Genomic DNA, 20,382 nt, shown 5'->3' on the forward strand with positions numbered 1-20,382 from the left:
GGCATGCCGCGTCAGGCTGATTGCCTGTGACTGCGACGGAATTCGCCAGGTGTCTGGTTGTTCCAGCGTTTGAAGGCGCGCTGAAAGGCTTCGGCCGAGGCAAAACCCAGCAGGTAGGCGATCTCGCCAAAGGCCAGTTCCGTGTCACGGATATAGGTCATGGCCAGATCGCGGCGGGTGTCGTTGAGAATGGCGCGAAATTGCGTACCTTCTTCGGCGAGCTTGCGACGCAAGGTCCAGGTCGGCAGCTTCAGGCGTGCGGCCACTTCCTCCAGGTCGGGTTCACGACCACCATTGAGCAAAGGCCCCAGCAACTGAGTGATGCGTTCACGCAGGCTGCGGGTGCGGGTCAATTGCTCCAGTTCCCGTTCACATAGCTTGAGCATCAGACGCCAGGTACTCGGGCAGTGCTCGGGGTTGCGCAGCGCCAGGTTGGCCTGACTCAGCCTGAGTTGATTGTGCTCGGCGCCGAACTGGATCGGGCAGTCGCCCAGCAGCGCGTAACGCTCGCGGTAATCCGGCTCGGCGAACTCGATGTCGATGCGTTCAGCGCGTAGCGGCTCAGGGCTCAGGCTGGACAACTGCTGCAACCAGCTGGCGATGATCGAATCCACCACAAAGCGGTTATAGGCGTTGTACGGGCTGATGGAATAGAACCGTAGCCACGCGCCCTGGGCATCTTCATGGAAACTCGACTGGCCGCGGTAATTGGAGCCGTACAAGGCTTCGAAGCGAATCAGGCAGCGCGCCGCTTCGCGCACCGTCGGTGCCTGAGCGGCAGTGATCCCGGCCAGCCCGACCTGGCTGAGGCGGCTGAGCTGACCCATGCGCAGACCCAGTGCCGGGTCGCCGGTCAGTTGAATCGCCGCATGGCCCAGGCGCATGTAGCGCGGAATCGACAGCCGGGCGCCGGCTTCGGCTAACCGCGCCGAGTCGAGACCGTATTGTTCCAGCAGCGGTTGCGGGTCCAGACCGTGGCTGCGTACGGCGTCAGCCAGGCTATGGACGAAGCCGACCGACAGATCCCCGAGGCGCATCGGCTGTGGTTTCATCACTTACAACCAGATATTGAGCAAACGTGCACCATGGGCTTCGCGGTCGGCGAAGTGTTGGCCGTTGCTGCTGAGAAAGCTCTGGCCGGCGCTGCCCTGATCCCAGAATTGTCCGCGCAGGAACACGCTGACCCCGGCGCTGGCCTGACTTACCGAACGCTGACTGGTCAGCGTCAGGCGATGCCAGGCCTGGCCTTCGCTGAGCTCGCCGGGCTTGAAGCTGATTTCACTCGGAGTCGATGGTCCCTTGTAACCGCGCCAGGGTTTGTCCCAGGTCCCACGGCCTTTGATAAAGGCAGGCACGGCAATCAACTGAGCTCCCTGGTCATTGAGCTTGCGGTAATTGTCCGGATACCAACTGTCGTTACCGATCAATACGGCCAGACGTCCGGCGGGGGTGTCAATGACATTGACCCTTTGATCGGTGCTTGGCTGGATGAAGCCCTGTTCATCGAAGGTCGGGCTCAGCTGACGCTGTGGCTGGCCGATCGGCAAGCCATCGCGACCGAACACCAGGCTGCTGTTGTACAGCGCGCCACGGCCGATTTTCAGCATACCGTCGCTGACACTCGGCTCGGGCAACACGATGCTGCCCGCCACCAGGGTGATGTCGAACTCTTTGGCCAGCCCGCCAAACAGTGCCTGGTACTGTTTGGCCATGCTTTTGGCTTTCATGCGCAGGTGTGCGTCATCCAGGCGGCTGTCGCCCTTGGCGCTGATCAACGCGCGCAGAAAGGACAGGGGATTACTCACCGCCAGCCAGTTCATGGCTTCGTCCTGTGTGCTGGCCTGATACAGCTCGTCTTTTTCACCGCTGAGCATTAACCAGGTACCGATGTGTTCCGGCAGCACAACGATGGTTTTTTCGTTCAGCAGGCCCTGTTCGTGAGCCTGCTGCAAATAGGCCGCGAGCTTGCGGTGCAGGTGCTCGGGGCTTTGATAGTCGGTGGGAAACAGCTCGGGCTGAATGCCCAGCAGGTTGCCACGGTCGGCCGGAACGCCTTGGTCAACGGCGAGTTTGATGCGCAGGTCCGAGAGGTAATGGCCTTCCGGGCGATCAGCGGTCCACATCGCGTACGCGGCGATGACGGCGATCAACGCCATGGAAGCGGTCAGGTAAAGAAGTTTGCGCATGGGGAAACAATAAGTGGCCGTGTGCAGGATTCGTCGACAAGGGTAGGCGCCATGCCGACGAATGCCAAGAGGCGCTGCGCGTTTGGATCAATAAGTTGTCAGTTACGGTCATTGAGCGATGACCGGCCTGCTTTTAGTCTGTGGCACATAACCGATGGACGCCAAAGAGCGCCCGCACTTTTTCCGTGATTGTTCGTTGTGGAGCTATCGATGACCGCCGCTCATTACCCGCACCTGTTGGCCCCGCTGGATCTGGGTTTTACCACGCTGCGCAACCGTACCCTGATGGGCTCGATGCACACTGGCCTTGAGGAGAAGCCCGGCGGTTTTGAGCGCATGGCGGCGTACTTCGCCGAACGTGCTCGCGGTGGGGTTGGCCTGATGGTCACCGGCGGTATTGGGCCGAACGATGAGGGCGGGGTTTACTCCGGCGCCGCCAAGCTGACCACTGTCGATGAGGCGCTCAAGCATCAGATCGTCACTCGTGCCGTGCACGAGGCGGGTGGCAAGATTTGCATGCAGATTCTCCACGCCGGGCGTTATGCCTACAGCCCGAAGCAGGTCGCGCCGAGTGCGATCCAGGCACCGATCAACCCGTTCAAGCCTAAAGAGCTGGACGAGGAAGGCATCGAGAAGCAGATCAGCGACTTCGTCACCTGTTCGACGCTGGCGCAAACAGCCGAGTACGACGGCGTCGAGATCATGGGCTCCGAAGGTTATTTCATTAACCAGTTCCTCGCTGCCCACACCAACCACCGCACCGACCGTTGGGGCGGCAGCTACGAAAACCGTATGCGCCTGCCGGTGGAAATCGTTCGTCGTGTACGCGAAGCGGTGGGTCCGAATTTCATCATTATCTTCCGTCTGTCGATGCTCGATCTGGTGGAAGGCGGCAGCACCTGGGAAGAAATCGTTCAGTTGGCCAAGGCGATCGAAAAAGCGGGCGCAACTATCATCAACACCGGGATCGGCTGGCACGAAGCGCGGATTCCGACCATTGCCACCAAGGTTCCGCGTGCCGCGTTCAGCAAGGTCACGGCCAAGTTGCGTGGGGAAGTCGGTATTCCGCTGATCACCACCAACCGCATCAACACCCCGGAGGTCGCCGAGCAGATCCTCGCCGAAGGTGACGCCGACATGGTGTCGATGGCGCGGCCATTCCTCGCCGACCCGGAGTTCGTCAACAAGGCCGCCGCCGGTCGCGCTGATGAAATCAACACCTGCATCGGTTGCAACCAGGCCTGCCTGGACCACACGTTTGGCGGCAAGTTGACCTCGTGCCTGGTGAACCCGCGGGCCTGTCATGAAACCGAACTCAACTACCTGCCAGTGCAGCAGATCAAGAAAATCGCCGTGGTTGGCGCAGGTCCCGCGGGGTTGTCCGCGGCAACCGTGGCCGCCGAGCGTGGACATCAAGTGACGCTGTTCGATTCCGCCAGCGAAATCGGCGGCCAGTTCAACGTCGCCAAGCGTGTGCCGGGCAAGGAAGAGTTCTTCGAAACCTTGCGCTACTTCAAACGCAAGTTGCAGACCACGAATGTCGAGGTGTGCCTGAATACGCGGGTCGATGTCGCGCAACTGGTGGACGGCGGTTATGACGAGGTGATTCTGGCCACCGGCATTGCGCCGCGTGTGCCGGCGATTCCGGGCGTCGAGCATGCCAAGGTGCTGAGCTACCTGGACGTGATCCTCGAGCGCAAACCGGTCGGCAAGAACGTTGCGGTGATCGGTGCTGGCGGTATCGGTTTTGATGTCTCGGAATTCCTCGTGCATCAAGGCGTCGCCACCAGCCAGGACCGTGAAGCGTTCTGGAAAGAGTGGGGCATCGATACTCACCTTGAGGCCCGTGGCGGTGTCGCCGGGATCAAGGCCGAGCCTCACGCACCGGCACGTCAGGTGTTCCTGTTGCAGCGCAAGAAATCCAAGGTCGGCGACGGTCTGGGCAAAACCACTGGCTGGATTCACCGCACGGGGCTGAAGAACAAGCACGTACAGATGCTCAACAGCGTCGAGTACCTGAAGATCGATGATGAAGGTCTGCATATCCGCATTGGTGAAACCGGTGAACCGCAGCTGCTGCCGGTGGACAACATTGTGATCTGCGCTGGACAGGACCCGTTGCGCGAGTTGCACGATGGCCTGGTGGCGGCCGGGCAGAACGTGCATTTGATCGGTGGTGCGGATGTGGCGGCAGAGCTGGATGCCAAACGTGCGATCAATCAGGGGTCGCGTCTGGCTGCTGAGCTCTGATAGTGACCGCAGGTTAGGCGTGCCAATGGCCATCGCGAGCAGGCTCGCTCCCACAGGTTCTGTGTTGTTCACTGAATGGTGGTTCAACTCTGAACACTTGTGGGAGCGGGTCTGCCCGCGATGGCGTCCTGTCTGCTGCTAAGATGCCGGTTCTTTCCCAAAGAGCCGGCATCAATGCTTTCTCCTCCTTTCGACTGGCTCCCCCATGCCCCGCTTGAACGTCTTCACCTGGACTGGCTCACACAGTCCGGTATCGAGGTGGCGGTATTGCGGCTGGACCGGATCGACCCGCTGATCTCCGGTAACAAATGGTTCAAGCTCATTGAACACCTGAGGGTGGCTCGCGAGGCGGGTGCCGAAGGGGTGATCAGTCTGGGCGGCGCCTGGTCCAATCATCTGCACGCGCTGGCGGCGGCGGGTAAACGCTTTGGTTTTCCGACCGTCGGCCTGCTGCGCGGGCATCCGCAAGACACCTCGACCGTGCAGGACTTGCAGGCCTTTGGCATGCACTTGCACTGGTTGGGTTACGGCGGTTATCGCGCACGCCACGAACCGGGTTTCTGGCAGCCATGGCAGGCGCAATACCCGCATCTGCACCCAGTCCCCGAAGGCGGTGGCGGTTTGCTCGGCGCGCGCGGTTGTGGGCAATTGCTGACGCAGGTCGGCGAGCAGTTGAGCGAGTTGGGTTGGAATGACCACGACGGCTGGTGGCTGGCCTGTGGAACCGGCACTACGCTGGCGGGGTTGGTGCTGGCCGAGACCCAAAGGCATCCGGTGTATGGCGTGCTGGCGGTGCCCGATGATCATGGTGTGGCGCAGCAGGTCGAAGCGATTCTCGATGAATGCGGCTTGCCGGACCGGGGGTATGAGCTGTTTGACGGCAGTCGTGGCGGCTTCGCCAAAGTCGATCCCGTGTTGTTGGGGTTTATCGACGAGACCGAGCAGGCCTGTGGTATGCCACTGGAACCGCTATACACCGGCAAGGCGCTGTTGGCATTGAAACTACAGAGCGAAGCCGGGCGTTTCGCCCCCGGCACACGCTTGATCTTTGTGCACACCGGCGGCTTGCAGGGGCGCCGGGGTTTTGCGCCTCTCAGTCAGGGCTGATGCGCTTGGGCATCATCCGCAGCAGGGTGTTATCGCGCACCACGTAATGGTGATACAGCCCGGCCACGGCGTGCAGGCCGATCAACCAATAGCCGATGGTGCCCGCGAGCTGGTGCCAGCCCTGGATTTGCTTGGCCAGCGGCTTGTTTTCCCCGATCAGCAACGGCAGGTCGACGCCGTAGAACATCACTTGCTGACCTTTGGCGCTGGTAACCAGCCAGCCGAGAATCGGCGTGGCAATCATGAATATATACAGCGCCCAGTGCATCAACCGGGCAAGCACGGTTTGCCATTGGGGTGAGGCCGGGAAGATTTTTGGAGCGCTGCCCAGACTGCGGGCAAACAGCCGCAACCAGACCAGTACGAACACCGTCAGGCCGAGCATGTAGTGCGCTTCCGTGATCAGGGTCCGCCCGCCACTGCCCTTGGGAAAGATCCCGCGCAGTTCGATACAGGCGTAGACCACCGCCAGCAGTACCAGCATCAACCAGTGCAGCGCGATTGATACGGTGCTGTAGCGTGATTCGGAATTCTTCCAGGGCATACGGTTTTCCTCGCTTTTCAGGTCTGAAGTCTCCGTTCTTATGCGACGGAGTGCTTTAACTGTAATCCTGTTTGCGTGGATTTGCCTGAGTCAGATCAGGCTTTTCTGCCTCATCGAGCGCTCTGCGACAGATGCTTGGGCAAAAAACGGCGCCAGCCCCGTTCAAGGGCTGGCGCTTTTTTGCTTTACTGCGCGGCAATCAACTGCTTTGCGGCATCTCACCGTTGGCCAAGCGCCTGTTGATGTCGGCGATAACTTCCGGCAGGTCGGTGATGGTGTCGATCATGTAGTGCGGGCGCGAGCTTTCGAACATCGCGTGAATGCGTTTGCGTTCGCTGGCGAGGGGGTCGCTGCCCAGCGCTCGATAATCGTCGTAGGTCAGGCCCAGCGCGTTGCCCGAGCAGATCAGCGCGACGGTCCACATGCCGGCACGGCGACCTTCGAGAATGCCCGGCACGGTGTCGTCGATCTTCACGCAGGCGGCGACATCGTCAATGCCCAGGGCGATCACGTTGGCCAGGGCTTGAGCCGGCCATGGGCGGCCATTCGGCACTTCGTCGGTGGCGACCACGTGGTCAGCCACATAGCCGTTGGTGGCGGCCAGTTCGACGACTTTGTCCATGACCTGCTTCGGATAACCGGAGCACGAGCCGATTTTTATCCCTTGCTGGCGCAGGTTGGCGATGGTCTCCAAAGCCCCCGGGATCAGCGCCGAGTGCTCGGCGATTTTTTCGATTTGCAGCGGCATGAAGCGTTTGTAGAGGGCGGTTACGTCATCGTCGGTCGGCGTACGACCGAAAACCTTGCGATAACGCTCGGCAACTTCTGGCTGATCGCAGAGCGTGCGAATGTGCTCCCACTTGCCCATGCCCATCGGCCCGCGGGCTTCTTCGATGGAAACCTGGACGTCGAATTCGGCAAAGGCTTCGACGAAGATCTGGGTCGGCGCGAAAGAGCCGAAATCGACCACGGTGCCGGCCCAGTCGAGGATGGCGGCTTGCAGCTTGGTTGGATTGTTGTAGTGCATGGTGATCAAGATCCTGTGGCAACTGGCTATTGGAGAGCGTTTTTTGTGGGAGCGAGCTTGCTCGCGATAGCGGACAGTCATTCAACATTGATGTCGACTGACATGGCCTCATCGCGAGCAAGCTCGCTCCCACAGGGTGCTGTGGTGTTTCAGATATCGAGGACTTCCATTTCGCGCAGTGCTTCGGCGACCGCGGCCACAGCCGCTCGCATCTCGGCCTGATTGACGTGGCCGATGCAGCCGACGCGGAAGGTTTCGACCTGGGTCAACTTGCCCGGATAGAGGATGAAGCCCTTGGCCTTCACGCGTTCGTAGAACGCTTTGAACTGGTAACGCGGATCTTTCGGCGCATGGAAGGTGACGATGATCGGCGCCTGGATCGCGGCAGGCAGGAAGCTGCGCAAGCCGAGTTTGGCCATTTCATCGAGCAGCACCTGGCAATTGTTCGCGTAACGCTGATGCCGCGCCGGCAAGCCGCCTTCTTCGTTGTATTGCAGCAGCGCTTCGTGCAGCGCCGCGACCACGTGGGTCGGCGGGGTGAAGCGCCATTGGCCGGTCTTGGCCATGTAGGCGTATTGATCGAACAGGTCCATCGCCAGCGAATGGGAGTTGCCGGCGGCATTCGCCAGGGCGGATTTGTTGGCGAAGACGAAACCCATGCCTGGTACGCCTTCCAGGCATTTGCCCGAGGCGGCGATCAGTGCGTCGAACGGTACTTGCCGAGCGTCGATCGGCAGTGCGCCAAAGGAACTCATGGCATCGATGATCAGACGTTTGCCGTGTTGGGCGATGATGTGGGCGATTTCCGGCAAGGGATTAAGTATCCCGGTGCTGGTTTCGCAGTGGATCAGCGCCACGTGGGTGATGCTGCTGTCGGCTTGTAGCAGGCGGTCGACGTCGGCGGCGGTGGTCGGCTCGTCTTCAGCCGTTTCGAACGTACTGAAGGACCGGCCGAGCACTTCGCAGATCTTCGCCAGGCGTTTGCCGTAAGCGCCGTTGATCAGCACCAGCACTTTGCCGTCGCGGGGCACCAGGGTGCCGATGGCCGCTTCGACAGCGAAGGTGCCGCTGCCCTGCAACGGCACGCAGTGGTGGCTATCGGCACCATTGATGATTGCCAACAGCTGTTCGCAGAGGCTGGCGGTCAATTGGTTGAAGCGGTCATCCCATGAACCCCAGTCCACCATCATCGCCTGACGGGTGCGCTGCGACGTGGTCAATGGGCCGGGGGTCAGCAGGATGGGTTCGGCGGTACTCATTCGGGTGTCCTCGCAATCAGTGGGATGAAGCTGCGGGAGATAAATTGCAATTTGCCGTTCCATCAATCAAATTGTTTGTTGTTATGCCAACCATCAGTAAGGCCGATAGCTATGAATCTGTTCCAACTCCGCGCATTTGATGCAGTGGCCCGTGAAGGCAGTTTCACCCGCGCCGCTGCCCGTCTGTTCATCAGCCAACCGGCGGTCACCGGGCATATCAAGGCGCTGGAGGAGCACTATCAGATCACCCTGCTGCGGCGCACTGCGCGGCGGGTCGAGCTGACGGAGGAGGGCACCAAGCTTGCGGCGATTACCCGGGCGATGTTCGGCCTGGCCGAAGAGGCGCAAGTGATGCTTGAGGCCAATCGGCAGTTATTGACCGGTCGTTTGGAGGTGGCGGCGGATGGTCCGCACCTGGTCATGCCGATGCTCGCCAGCCTGCGTGCGCGGTATCCGGGGATTACCGTGAATCTGCGGCTGGGCAATGCCCAGGAAACCCTCGCGGCATTGTTGTCCGAGCACGCCGACGTGGCGGTGCTGACCGAGGTCGAGCCGCGTAAAGGCCTGCACCTGCAAGCCTTGAGCGAGTCACGGATCTGCGCGCTGGTGCCGGAGGGGCACCCATGGTCGACGCTGCGCGAAGGCGTGGCGCTCAAGCAACTGGATCAGGTGATCATGGTGTTGCGCGAGCTGAGTTCGATCACCCGTCGCACGTTCGATGCGGCCTGCGCTCAGGCCAGGGTCAGTCCGCGGGTGCTGCTGGAACTGGACAGCCGGGAGGCGGTGACCGAAGCAGTGGCGGCCGAGTTGGGGGTGGGCGTGGTGTCTTCAGTGGAAGTCAGCCACGACCCGCGTGTGCGGGCGGTGCCGATTATTGGCGACGGACTGCTCAACCGGCACATGATCGGCTGCATGGAGCGGCGCCGGGATTTGCGCTTGATACAGGCGTTTTTCGACCTCGCACCAAATTCCGCGTAGGAGCTGCCGCAGGCTGCGATCTTTTGATCTTGAAAAACAACGTCAAAAGATCGCAGCCTGCGGCAGCTCCTACGCAGGTTCAGGTGTATCGAGGTGATCCAGTGCGCGATTCACCGCCAGTTCGGCTAAAGAGATCATTTGTTGAATCGCCAGCGCGGTATTGCGCTTGGGGCCTTCGAGGTCAAACGCCAGATCGCTGGCCATGACATTGGCCGAGGCAAGGGTTTCGCAGGCGTGGGCCAGCAGGGTTTCACTGTCGACGTCGGGGGCAATGACGAAAATGCAGCCGGGACGCCGGTCGGCTAACAGTGCCTTGGTCTCAGGCAGTACCAGGTAATGATCGAGCGCACGGTGCGCGGCGGCGTGGAGTTCTTTTGAATCGAGGGAGGCGTAAGGGGAAACGGGGTCGGTTTCGGGCGGATTGGGTGTGGCTTTGAACATGCTGATGCTCCTAGAGTCATGGAGCTGCCACGATTTGCTGCGAAGCAAAGGGGGGTGGCAGCTGTACGCGGGTTCGCAGACCGGGACTCTAGAACCGGCAGACCCGAAGGTCTCCCACGCACAACCGCCATAACATGAACTGACAGGCATAGAGGACACCTGCTCACGAACGGGGACGTTGTGCGTCTAGAGATTACCCGGGCTGCGAAACCCGGTCGCTGAATGGGCAGCGACACGGAAACAATAGGGGCCAGGCCCAAGACGCACAAGCCGGCGGATTCTGGCGCAGGTGTAGGCCGCTACGCAAGGTGCTGTAGCCCGCGACGAAGGCTGAGTCGGCAAACATAAACACCCGTAGCAGCTGCCGAGCCCGCGAGGCTGCGTCCGGCCGCGAAGCGGTCGTAAAATCATGCAACACGTTCTGTCAGGTAAACCGAGTACGCAGGATTTGCGAGGACTGCGTCCTCGAACGCAGCCTCGCGGGCTCGACAGCTGCTACGGGCTCGACAATTGCTACGGGCTCGGCCCTGTAATCACCAAACGTCAATAGAACCTAGGGAGTAGCGTCCGGACGGTTCACCAGCCAATCGAACAGCAGACGGGTTTCACGAGGCTGGCACTGAGCGCTGGCGGTGTTGGCGCTGTTGATAAAGCTCAGACGCTGCTCGCTGTTCCAGAATTGCTGGAAGTAATCGGCCAGCGCCACACATTGCCCCGGATACAGCAGGCAGAGTTGTTCGGGGGTACGGGCGAACTCGCTGGCCAGGCGCTGTTTCTGTTCGTTCGTCAGCGACAGGTTACCCAGTGCCCGGCTTTTACCGGTCATCACCACATCGTCACGGTTGAGGCTCCCCAGCTCCTTGAGCCCGGGGCGCGGCATGCGCACGATGTACCACGTGGTGTCGGCCAGACGTTCGGTGGTGGCGGGAGGCCGTTCGAACAGGTAGATCTCGCCGCTCCAGCTAGAGGCCGGTGGTGGCGCCTGTTCAGTGGTAACCAACTGAGGCTCTGACGGGGGGATGCTTGCAGGATTCACGTTCAGGAAATCGCCATTGCCGCTGGGGCTCATGGGTTGATCATCGGCCCTTTGCAGCGGCTCGCCCGGTTGTACGCCAGCGAAACCTGTGCAGAGCACCGGCCGATCAGGATCACCATCGAGGAAACTCACGTGCACCTCGCTGCCAGCCAGTGGCAAGCTCGAGCGCCCCGTCCCGGCGTGTGCAATCGGCAACCAGATGCTTGAGGAGCCTTGCCCGCCGGATTGCGGCTCAGGCCACAGGCAGATGTTGATTCGCCCGTGTTCGTCGACGTGCGGCGGCTTACCGGCCGGACCGAGGACCTGAGCCATCTGGTAACCACTGATACACGGCCTGGAATGTTTGAGGGCCGGTCGGAACGCGGTTGACCAGGGAATGGCCTTGAACTGATTGCGATAACCCTCAGTTTCAGGCAACGCCGTGTCGACATCAGGCTTTTTGCCCTGATGCAGCACTTCACTTAATAACCATTGATCGTTGAACGCCGGGACGGGATGCGCGGTGACTTGCAGCAGCCGGCCGCTGAGCAGTTCGGGCAGCGTACTGTGGCCCTGGATCTGGCGATGCAGGCTGCGCAGCCGCTCGAGCTCGCGGCGACCGAGCTGGTTGCGCCGGGCCTTTTGGGGAGTGATTCGGCCCGTTGGGTGCAGGCTGTCGAGGTCTGTCTGGTTTGCAGAGTCTCCAGGTTCGGTTGCCGCGAGGTGAGTTCTGGCGTGCTGCTGGAGTGTTGTTCGCGGCCCGGTGGTCAGCCGGCTATGGCATTGAAAGAGCTGGCTGATCCGTGGCTGTTGGGCATTCAACGCGCTGGGGTGAAAAGCACTCTCGACCGGCTGCTGCGCAAAGCTTTCACAGTCATCGGCGAACACCAGCACATGCCCCTCGCATTGGTGTTCGAAGTGATAGTGGATGCCTTCCTCTTCGCACAGTCGTTGCAACAGGTGCAGATCGGTTTCATCGTACTGAATACAAAACGGGCGCCGCGGATACTCACCGTTTGATAGCTCAAAACGATAACTGTCGGGCGGCAGTCGATGCTCTGCCAGCAGCTGGCGCAGGATCTCTGGCACGCTCAGTTGCTGGAATACCCGTCGACAGCGCTGTTGCTCCAGCGCAAGCAGGCGGGGGGCCAGGTTCAGGGTGTAGCCGATCTGCTGCGCGCCGCAGTACTGCAGGCCGGCGCTGTGGATGATGCCGTGAATGCCAGTGTTGTGGCTCAGGTGCAGAAATGCCGGCTGATGTAGCAGTTGATCCAGATTCATTGCGGGCAGTGGGCCGAGCATTTCGATGTCGAATCGATAGACCTGGTTGAGGGCTTCGCGACCGCTGAACTGTCGGACCTGAAAGCTTGACGCGAACTCGGTGAGCGTCAGGGTGAAGGGACTTTCCATGTCGTTGCGCATCAAACACTCTTCTGCCTTGAAGTACGGGGCACAGAGGTTACGAAACACTGGCGCTCAATAGTCACGGTAAACCGACATTTCAGAAAAGCCCTACAACAGGTTGTGACGATGTCGATCGCTCACAACACTTTTTGGTCGATTGCCAACTTTTTGCCGTATAAACTTGCGCAAAGCGTCGGCCAATAGATGTCTCGGCGCCACAGATCAAGAGAGTGAGTAATGGGCGCACAGTGGAAGGTTAAACACAAAGAAGCGGCAGCCAACGCCAAGGGCAAGATCTTCGGCAAACTGGTGAAGGAAATCACCATTGCTGCACGTAACGGCGCTGATATCAGCACCAACGCGCACCTGCGACTGGTGGTCGAACAGGCCAAGAAAGCCTCGATGCCGCGTGAAACCCTGGAGCGTGCCATCAAGAAAGGTTCGGGCCAGCTCGGCGAAACTGTGCAGTACCACCGCGTGACGTACGAAGGTTTCGCCCCGCATCAGGTGCCGCTGATCGTTGAGTGCGTGACCGACAACATCAACCGTACCGTGGCGGAAATCCGCGTAGCGTTCCGTAAAGGGCAGTTGGGCGCTTCCGGCTCCGTGGCCTGGGACTTCGACCACGTGGGCATGATCGAGGCGTCCCCGGACACCCCGGATGCCGATCCGGAAATGGCCGCCATCGAAGCCGGTGCACAGGATTTCGAGCCGGGCGAAGACGGCGCGACCCTGTTCATCACCGAAGCCACCGACCTCGACTCGGTACAGAAAGCCTTGCCTGAGCAGGGTTTCACGGTGTTGTCGGCGAAACTTGGTTACAAGCCGAAGAACCCGGTCAGCGGTTTGACCGACGCGCAAATGGAAGAAGTCGAAGCCTTCCTCGAAGGCCTCGATAACCACGACGACGTGCAGGACATGTTTGTCGGGTTGGCGGGTTAAGCCGGCGGCTACTGTCGTCTGACAGGCTGTCTTCGCGGGCATCATTGCGATGCCCGCGTTTGTTTCAGGCCGCGCGCAACGCGGCTTCGACTTCCTCAAAACCGGGCCGCGCCAGCACATCCGGCTGACAGCAGCGGCTCTGCAAGTCGATCAATCGCTCATGGCGTTCAACACTCAAGCCTGAGTCGATCCGCTCCAGCAACTCACCCAACAGAATCCCGAACGCCCGCACTTCGATGCGTTGCAGCGCGCGCGTCTCTAGCGTGTCTGAGGTGGCATGGAAGGACGCCGCGCCAAAGTCGCCCAACAGGCAATCGCCGTGCTCATTCCACAGCGTATTGTGGCCATACAGGTCGCCGTGGGTGATGCCTTGCTGATGCAGGTGCGCAGCGGCCGAGGCAATGCCGCTGGCGATCCGCAGCGCCACTGTTGCACTGAAGCGCGTGTCCTCTGCGTACACATCACGGCTGCAAGAGGCCAGGCTCGGCAACGCTGCCAGGTTGCGATAGCTCGGCTCGATCAAGTGCATGACCAGGCCAGCCTGCGCCTGCGGATGCCCGACGATCCGGCCCTCGACCTTGATCAGATTGGGATGAATGCCAGCGGTGATGCAGGCATTCATTTCATGCAGCGGTGAACCGTCGCTGGTCATGTGCCCTTTGTAGAGTTTCACCGCGACCTTGCGCTCAGGTTGTGACGGCTGTTCCCACAATGCTTGGTGAATCACCCCGGAAGCGCCTTCGCCCAGTTGTTGCTGCAGGTGCAGTTGCGACCAGGGAATGTTCACCGTGGCTTCAAGGGCGGCGGCATCGGCCTCGGTTTCCAGCGGGTTGCCGGCGTAGGCCAGCCATGCCAGCCCCGGCAATGTCAGCAGCCACTGCGGTAGCTCGGTCAGGCGGTTGGAGGCGATGCGGATCAGTTCCAGCCGATGGCACTGGCTTAAGCTCGCGGGCAGGCTTTGCAGGTGGTTGCCGGCCAGCATCAGTTTTTGCAGGTGCGGCCGTTCGCCTAATTCGCTCGGCAACTCGCTGATGCAGTTGTCGGTCAGGATCAGCCAGCGCAGCAGCGGCGGCAGGGCAGCGGCTGGCACTCGCTCCAGACGATTGGCCTTGAAACCGATCATCGTCAGTTGCGCGCACTGGCCGAGGCAGGTCGGCAGTTCGCGGAACTGATTGTCCGAGCAAAACAGTACGCGCAGATGCGTCAGGCGATGCAGGTCATCCGGCAAGCTGCTCAAGGCATTGCCGCTGAGGTTGAGCACCTCCAGCGTGTCTGCCAGGTCGAAGATTTCCCGGGGAAACTCGGTCAGCCCACACGACAGATCCAGACGTTTGAGCCCCGCAAGCGCGCCGGCCCGCAGTTGTGCAAGGGTATGCATGAACACATCCAACCAATGAGAAGAGAACGGCGTGTAGCCCACAAAAAAAGCGCCGCCATGATAACGACAAAACCCGCTGCGCTGGACGCTTTATAGCGTCGGCCCGACGTCCACCCGTTGCCTCCGGATGAAAGTCACGAATTGTTCGACAAAAACAGGCGGGCAGTAGAGCTTTTGCCTTTGAAAGTCGCTTGGACTTTCAAAGGCTTCTGTGTCACGACATGCGGTGAACGTGGCCAATACCTGTGTTACTGGCGGATTTGTCCTGCGTTGCTAACCTGACCTTAAATAAATCACCCTCAAAAGGATTGAGGCCGTGAAGAGATCTTTAGCACTGGCAGCCATGAGCGTGATGCTCAGTGCGACGGCATTGGCCGCAGAGCTCCAGATGGAGGTGCGCGTCAATGTGCAGCGTGGCTGCCAGTTGGTGGGGCAACAGCATGGCGCCGGCATCGAACAGCTCGGAGTGCTGGACTTCGGCAACACCGCGCGCCTCGACGACCCGGCAGGCCCCCTGAGCGCAGCCTTGGTCAGCGGACGTCTGCCACGGCTGGAATGCAATCCCGATACTCCTTATCAGTTACGCGTCGACGGTGGCCTGCATGGCGGTGTCGGCGAGGTGCGCTATCTGGCCGCCAGTGCCGAACACGGCAAACCCATTCCTTACCGACTCTTTCAGGACGCCGCGCGGCGGGTGCCGCTGCCGGTGAATGTTCCGTTGAGCGGGCGTGTGCCGGATTCAGGTTTGGTGGATTTGCCTTTATACGGGCGCATTGAGCGTCTGGCCGAAGTGCCGCGGGTGAGCCGCTATTCCGACCTGGTGAAGGTCACGGTCACCTGGTAGCGACGATTGTGCATGACCTGCCTGGTGGAGCCGGGCAGTGCAGGGAAGGGCCATTCGCAGGCGAAAGGTCGCTGGTTTCAATCCTGATGGAATTAGGGTCGATGCAATGAAAAGACAAAACCGGGCGTTGTTGGCCTTGGGTGCTTTGCTCTTGTTGGCGGATGACGCTTGCGCGACGGTTAGCGGGCAAATTCACGTACGCCTGCTGATCATTGCCGGCTGTGAAGTGACCAAGGATGTCATCGACCTCACTAACCCGGTCGCAGGCTCTGCTCTGCTGGACTTCGGTGAGCAGGGGCCAACCTGGACCCATCCGCTTAAGGCGGGGCTCGGCGACGCAGTCGACAGCAAGCTGGAAGTCTCCTGTAATCCGTCGGTCACCGGTTTCACCGTGACCATTGATGGCGGCGCTCATGGCGACGGCACCACCCGACGTCTGAGCAACGGCCGCCAGACCATTCCTTATCGACTGTTTCTCGATGCTGCCGGCAGTGACAGCTACAGCATCGGACAGCAACGCAATTTCGCGGTTGCCCAAGGCGTCCAGGTGCCGATCCCGGTGTTTGGTTCAGTGGTCGTGAATACCCGAGCAGTACCGGCAGGGGTCTACACCGACACCCTGAAGGTACGGCTGGATTGGTAAACCTCAAGAGGGCGAATGTCATGCACATGCTTGTATCTCGGATTGCCTTGTCGTTGCTCGGTCTGGCGCTGGTCACCAGTGCGCAGGCCGTCACCACCGTCACCGGGCAGATTTCCGCCAACCTGACCCTGACCACGGCCTGTCAGGTCAACGGTGCCGGTACGGGGGGAGGGACTGGCATCAACTTCGGTACTTTGAGCTTCGGTTCAACGACCAGTCTGTTTACCACCGCCAGTGGTCAGGTGCTTGCTGGCGGAGGCGGGGCACTGTCGATTCTGTGCTCCAGTGGCACCAGCCCTACGGTCAAGGTTCGTGCGGGCACCAATGACGGGCAATCGTCCGGTGGCACCCGGGCGCTGGCCGATGGCAGCGGCAATTTCGTGCCATACGACCTTTACACCGACTCCGGGCACACGACGTTACTGGCGATCGACGGTGTTATCAGCGTCGGCACCAGCACTGGCGTAGCGCAAACGGTGAACATCTACGGTAAAGCCGTGGGCAAGGCGGGCCTGCCGGCGGGCGCCTACACCGACACCGTTGCCGTTGAATTGGCGTTCTAGCACGATGGCCCGTCATGGCTGGTGGCTGGTGCTGATAGGTGCCAGTTGCCTGCCGATGCCGCTGGCGGCGGTAACCAGCCAGAGCTTTCAGGTCAGTGCGACGGTGGTGGCAGGGTGTCTGGTGGTGGGCGGGGTGTCGAATTACGGCAGCCTGAACTTTGGCAGCAGTTCAGCGCTGGCGACCAGCACCGTGCAGGTGGCATTGACCGGCGGTGTACAGCTGCAATGCACGCCGGGCGTGACCCTGAATATGACGGTCGATGGCGGGTTGTATAACAGCAGCGGTCGGCACATGCAGCTCAATAGCGGCAGTGCCCGAGTGGCTTATTCGCTGTTTAGTGATGCGGCCTACAGCCAGAGCCTGGGGATCGGTCAAAGCGTGGCCGTGGCTTACAGCGATGCAAACAACATCAGCTTGCCGATTTATGGGCAAGTGCAATTGCCGGGCAATCAGCCTGGGGGGACGTACAGCGATGTGCTGCAAGTGCAGCTGTCGTGGTAATGCGGCGTTTTTGATCAGGCCCGTGAGGCATAAGGAGTAGGCGTATGTGTTTACCTTCGCAGCGGCTGTGTGCCGTGCGTTGCGCGGTGCTGGCCATGTTGATGCTGGGCACGGTCACGGCACAGGCCGCCAGCTCGGTGCTGATCTGGCCGATCGATCCGGTGCTGGAAGCGGACCAACAGGCCAGCGCGTTGTGGCTGGAGAATCGCGGAACGGAAACTGCCAACCTGCAGATCCGGGTGTTCGCCTGGAGCCAGAGCGGTTTCGACGATCAGTACCAGAACCAGCGCGACGTGATTGGCAGCCCACCGGTGGCGAAGATCGAACCCGGCCAGAAGCAACTGGTGCGCCTGACCCGCACCCGTGACGTGCCCCCCGGCCAGGAATTGGCCTACCGAATCATCATCGATGAAATCCCTTCGGCCGCACCGCCCATTGCTGAAGGCGGCAAGACGGCAGCGGCGATCCGTTTCCAGATGCGTTATTCGGTGCCGCTGTTCGCGTACGGCGCAGGTCTGTGGAGCAAGGAAGACACCAGCCGCCAGCGCGATCCGAAAGGTGCCGGGGTACCTGATCTGAGCTGGCGCAAAGTTGCGGTGGACGGTCGTTCCTATGTAGAGGTCCGCAACCAGGGCGCGGTGCATGCGCGCCTGACCGATGTGGCCTTCAAGCAGGGCGGCCAGACCCGGCCGTTGGTGGAGGGGTTGCTTGGTTATGTGTTGCCTGGTGCGATCATGCGCTGGCCAGCACCCGAGGCGATTGCCGGTGACCCGGCGTTGCAGGTGCGGGTCAACGGTGCGCCGCAGGTGCAGAGTGTTGCCCCGGCGCGTTGATGGGGTTAGCCGGGAGGGGGTGACGGGCAGATAGAGAGAAAGCCCGCGAACAGGAGGGATATGTCCATAGATGGACGTAAAGCGGTGATGAGCCAGGATCAGGCTCGCAGTATCCAGCGTCTGTCGTGGGCCGTGGTCGGATTTTGCTGGCTGGCAGGTGTTCCTCACAGCACGGCCGGTGATTTGCCGCCACCTCCCACTGGCATGGAGGCAGTGGCGGACGCGCAGTTGTTTCTGGAATTGGTGGTCAACCAGATGAATACCGGACGGGTGGTGGCAGTCGAGCAGCGGGCCGGACGGTTGTTCCTGCCGGCCACAGTGTTGCGCGAGACCGGCATGAAATTGCCCGAGCATCCGAGCGCGGAAGTGGATCTCGACAGCCTGCCTGGCTTGCACAGCGAGTACGACAGCCAGGGCCAGCGCTTGCTCCTGAGCGTTCCGCCGGAGTGGTTGCCGGAGCAATTGATCGGTAACCGCGAAGCCTATCCGCGCACGCCGGCGCTGAGCAGTTTCGGCGCGTTGCTCAATTACGACCTTTACCTTAACGACACTGATGACGGTGGCACCTACCTGGCTGCCTGGAACGAAGTGCGGTTCTTCGACAGCTGGGGCACGTTGTCCAACACCGGGCAGTACCGACGGACGCTATCCGGCGAAGTCAGTCATACGCTGAACAACGGTTATCTGCGTTACGACACCACATGGCGCTACTCCGATGACGATCGGTTACTGACCTACGAGGCGGGTGATCTGGTCAGCAGCGCCTTGCCCTGGAGCAGTTCGGTGCGCCTGGGGGGCGTGCAGTTGTCGCGGGATTTCGGCGTGCGGCCAGACCTGGTGACGTACCCCTTGCCACAGTTTGCCGGTGAGGCGGCGGTGCCTTCATCGGTCGATCTGTTCATCAACGGCTACAAATCCAGCAGCGCCGATCTGCAGCCCGGCCCTTACACCCTGACCAACATTCCGTTCATCAACGGCGCCGGTGAGGCGGTGGTGGTGACCACTGACGCCCTCGGTCGGCAAGTTTCGACCACGGTACCGTTTTACGTGACCAGCAGTCTGCTGCAACAAGGTCTGACGGATTTTTCGGTGGCGGCGGGTACCTTGCGTCGTGACTTCGGGATACGCGATTTTGGCTACGGCCCCGGTGTCACGTCCGGCAGCCTGCGTTATGGCCTGACGGACAGTCTGACCCTGGAAAGCCACGCCGAAGCCTCGAACTCGCTGACCCTCGGCGGTGTTGGCGGCAACCTGCGGCTGGGCAACTTCGGGGTGCTCAATACGGCGCTCAGTCAAAGTCAGTTCGACGGTACCCGTGGCCAGCAATTGAGCGTGGGTTATCAGTACAGCAGCCAGCGTTACAGCCTGTCGTATCAGCGCATGCAACGCCGTGATCAATACGCTGACCTGACGGTGATCGACAGCCCCTTCGCGACCCTCAGCCAGCGCAGCGAACAAGTCACGCTGAGTCTCAACCTCGACACCTGGGGCAGTGTGGGTGCCGGTTATTTCGATGTACGCGCCGGCGATGACTCGCGCACGCGATTGCTCAATCTGACCTGGAGCAAACCGTTATGGCGCAACACCAGTTTCTACCTGTCGGCCAACCGCGAAATCGGCGACAGCAACTGGGCGATGCAGGCGCAACTGGTGATTCCATTCGACCTGCGCGGCAGTCTTGCCCTGAGTACAGAGCGCAGCAAAACCGGTGAAAACCGTCAGCGAGTCAACTACAGCCAGGCCGTGTCCACGCAAGGTGGACTGGGTTTCAATCTTGGATACGCCCACGGCCAAGGCCCGGATTACCGCCAGGCCGACCTGACCTGGCGCTTGCAATCGGTACAGTTGCAGGCTGGTGTGTATGGCAGTAGCAATTCGGAGACCCGTTGGGCCGATGCCAGCGGATCGCTGGTGTGGATGGACCGTCAGGTGTTTGCCGCCAATCGCATCGACGACGCTTTTGTGGTGGTCAGCACCGAGGGTTTTGCCGACATTCCGGTGCGCTATGAAAACCAGCTGGTCGGTCAGACGGACAGCAAAGGTCATCTCCTGGTGCCGTGGAGCAGCGCCTATTACCGCGCTAAATACGAAATCGATCCGTTGAATCTGCCGAGTAACGTGCAAAGCCCGAATGTCGAGCAGCGTGTCGCGGTCCGGCGTGGTAGCGGGTATCTGCTGGAGTTCCCATTGACCCGGATTATTGCCGCCAGCGTGGTATTGGTGGACGCTCGGCAACAGGAGTTGCCGTTGGGCAGTAACGTGTTGCACGAGCAGAGCGGAGTGAACGCGGTCGTGGGGTGGGACGGTCTGGTGTACCTGGATAACCTGCAAGCGCACAACACCTTGCGCGTGACCCTGGCCGACGGGCGTACTTGCGGGACGCAGTTCAGCGTGGACATGAAGCAGGAGCAGGTGCCGTTGATCGGGCCTTTGGTGTGCCAATGAGCGGCCAGGCAAGCAACACGG

The 20,382-nt window shown here is 60.8% G+C and carries 18 protein-coding genes; 10 read left to right on the forward strand and 8 right to left on the reverse strand.

The window, feature by feature from the left end:
• Nucleotides 1-11: 11 nt before the first annotated feature.
• Both BK659_RS18045 and BK659_RS18050 read right to left on the reverse strand, forming a co-directional pair.
• On the reverse strand, nt 12-1,052 hold the full coding sequence (locus BK659_RS18045; RefSeq protein ID WP_123426346.1) for an AraC family transcriptional regulator: 1,041 nt from the start codon (nt 1,050-1,052) through the stop codon (nt 12-14).
• 3 nt (nt 1,053-1,055) lie between these two features.
• Nucleotides 1,056-2,186, reverse strand: coding sequence for a nitrilase-related carbon-nitrogen hydrolase (locus BK659_RS18050; protein ID WP_123426347.1), 1,131 nt, complete (start codon nt 2,184-2,186; stop codon nt 1,056-1,058).
• A 210-nt stretch (nt 2,187-2,396) separates the two neighbouring features.
• Between BK659_RS18050 and BK659_RS18055 the strand changes: the two genes are divergently transcribed.
• A complete protein-coding gene (locus BK659_RS18055) occupies nt 2,397-4,436 on the forward strand; it encodes an NADPH-dependent 2,4-dienoyl-CoA reductase (protein WP_123426348.1) in 2,040 nt (679 codons plus the stop codon).
• Between the two features lie 174 nt (nt 4,437-4,610).
• On the forward strand, nt 4,611-5,543 hold the full coding sequence (locus BK659_RS18060) for a 1-aminocyclopropane-1-carboxylate deaminase/D-cysteine desulfhydrase (protein ID WP_123426349.1): 933 nt from the start codon (nt 4,611-4,613) through the stop codon (nt 5,541-5,543).
• Here BK659_RS18060 and BK659_RS18065 read toward each other — a convergent pair.
• The 3 genes from BK659_RS18065 to BK659_RS18075 all read right to left on the reverse strand — a co-directional run bounded on the left by BK659_RS18065 (nt 5,530) and on the right by BK659_RS18075 (nt 8,373).
• Nucleotides 5,530-6,087, reverse strand: a complete 558-nt coding sequence (locus BK659_RS18065; RefSeq protein ID WP_123426350.1) for a cytochrome b — start codon at nt 6,085-6,087, stop codon at nt 5,530-5,532. The two genes, BK659_RS18060 and BK659_RS18065, sit on opposite strands and share 14 nt — an antisense overlap.
• A 199-nt stretch (nt 6,088-6,286) precedes the next feature.
• Nucleotides 6,287-7,114: a phosphonoacetaldehyde hydrolase gene (gene phnX, locus BK659_RS18070; protein WP_123426351.1), complete on the reverse strand. Its 828-nt coding sequence runs from the start codon at nt 7,112-7,114 to the stop codon at nt 6,287-6,289.
• Between the two features lie 149 nt (nt 7,115-7,263).
• The gene (locus tag BK659_RS18075) at nt 7,264-8,373 is read right to left on the reverse strand and encodes a 2-aminoethylphosphonate--pyruvate transaminase (RefSeq protein WP_123426352.1); all 1,110 of its coding nucleotides are present in this window, start codon (nt 8,371-8,373) and stop codon (nt 7,264-7,266) included.
• 111 nt (nt 8,374-8,484) lie between these two features.
• Here BK659_RS18075 and BK659_RS18080 point away from each other — a divergent pair, with 111 nt between their 5' ends.
• On the forward strand, nt 8,485-9,351 hold the full coding sequence (locus tag BK659_RS18080) for a LysR substrate-binding domain-containing protein (RefSeq protein WP_123426353.1): 867 nt from the start codon (nt 8,485-8,487) through the stop codon (nt 9,349-9,351).
• Nucleotides 9,352-9,420: 69 nt separating this feature from the next.
• Here BK659_RS18080 and BK659_RS18085 read toward each other — a convergent pair whose 3' ends face one another.
• Both BK659_RS18085 and BK659_RS18090 read right to left on the reverse strand, forming a co-directional pair.
• Entirely contained in the window at nt 9,421-9,792 is a 372-nt protein-coding gene (locus BK659_RS18085; protein ID WP_123426354.1) for a DUF6124 family protein, read from the reverse strand.
• Nucleotides 9,793-10,345: 553 nt separating this feature from the next.
• Entirely contained in the window at nt 10,346-12,229 is a 1,884-nt protein-coding gene (locus BK659_RS18090) for a type VI secretion system Vgr family protein (protein WP_123426355.1), read from the reverse strand.
• Between the two features lie 219 nt (nt 12,230-12,448).
• Here BK659_RS18090 and BK659_RS18095 point away from each other — a divergent pair, with 219 nt between their 5' ends.
• On the forward strand, nt 12,449-13,153 hold the full coding sequence (locus tag BK659_RS18095; RefSeq protein WP_123426356.1) for a YebC/PmpR family DNA-binding transcriptional regulator: 705 nt from the start codon (nt 12,449-12,451) through the stop codon (nt 13,151-13,153).
• Between the two features lie 64 nt (nt 13,154-13,217).
• Here the strand turns inward: BK659_RS18095 and BK659_RS18100 are convergent, their stop codons facing one another.
• Nucleotides 13,218-14,531 carry a leucine-rich repeat-containing protein kinase family protein gene (locus tag BK659_RS18100; protein ID WP_123426357.1) on the reverse strand — a complete coding sequence of 438 codons (1,314 nt, stop codon included), beginning with the start codon at nt 14,529-14,531 and terminating at the stop codon, nt 13,218-13,220.
• Between the two features lie 343 nt (nt 14,532-14,874).
• Between BK659_RS18100 and BK659_RS18105 the strand changes: the two genes are divergently transcribed.
• The 6 genes from BK659_RS18105 to BK659_RS18130 all read left to right on the forward strand — a co-directional run bounded on the left by BK659_RS18105 (nt 14,875) and on the right by BK659_RS18130 (nt 20,361).
• Nucleotides 14,875-15,375: a Csu type fimbrial protein gene (locus tag BK659_RS18105; protein ID WP_123426358.1), complete on the forward strand. Its 501-nt coding sequence runs from the start codon at nt 14,875-14,877 to the stop codon at nt 15,373-15,375.
• 106 nt (nt 15,376-15,481) lie between these two features.
• Nucleotides 15,482-16,018, forward strand: a complete 537-nt coding sequence (locus BK659_RS18110; protein WP_123426359.1) for a Csu type fimbrial protein — start codon at nt 15,482-15,484, stop codon at nt 16,016-16,018.
• 20 nt (nt 16,019-16,038) lie between these two features.
• Nucleotides 16,039-16,581 (forward strand): Csu type fimbrial protein, encoded by a 543-nt coding sequence (locus BK659_RS18115; protein WP_123426360.1) that lies wholly within the window; start codon nt 16,039-16,041, stop codon nt 16,579-16,581.
• 4 nt (nt 16,582-16,585) lie between these two features.
• On the forward strand, nt 16,586-17,083 hold the full coding sequence (locus tag BK659_RS18120) for a Csu type fimbrial protein (RefSeq protein WP_123426361.1): 498 nt from the start codon (nt 16,586-16,588) through the stop codon (nt 17,081-17,083).
• A gap of 44 nt (nt 17,084-17,127) precedes the next feature.
• Nucleotides 17,128-17,916 carry a fimbrial biogenesis chaperone gene (locus BK659_RS18125; RefSeq protein ID WP_123426362.1) on the forward strand — a complete coding sequence of 263 codons (789 nt, stop codon included), beginning with the start codon at nt 17,128-17,130 and terminating at the stop codon, nt 17,914-17,916.
• A gap of 87 nt (nt 17,917-18,003) precedes the next feature.
• Entirely contained in the window at nt 18,004-20,361 is a 2,358-nt protein-coding gene (locus BK659_RS18130) for a fimbria/pilus outer membrane usher protein (protein ID WP_123426363.1), read from the forward strand.
• Nucleotides 20,362-20,382 lie beyond the last annotated feature (21 nt).

The organism is Pseudomonas brassicacearum (genome assembly GCF_003732225.1).
Classification (GTDB): domain Bacteria; phylum Pseudomonadota; class Gammaproteobacteria; order Pseudomonadales; family Pseudomonadaceae; genus Aquipseudomonas; species Aquipseudomonas brassicacearum_E.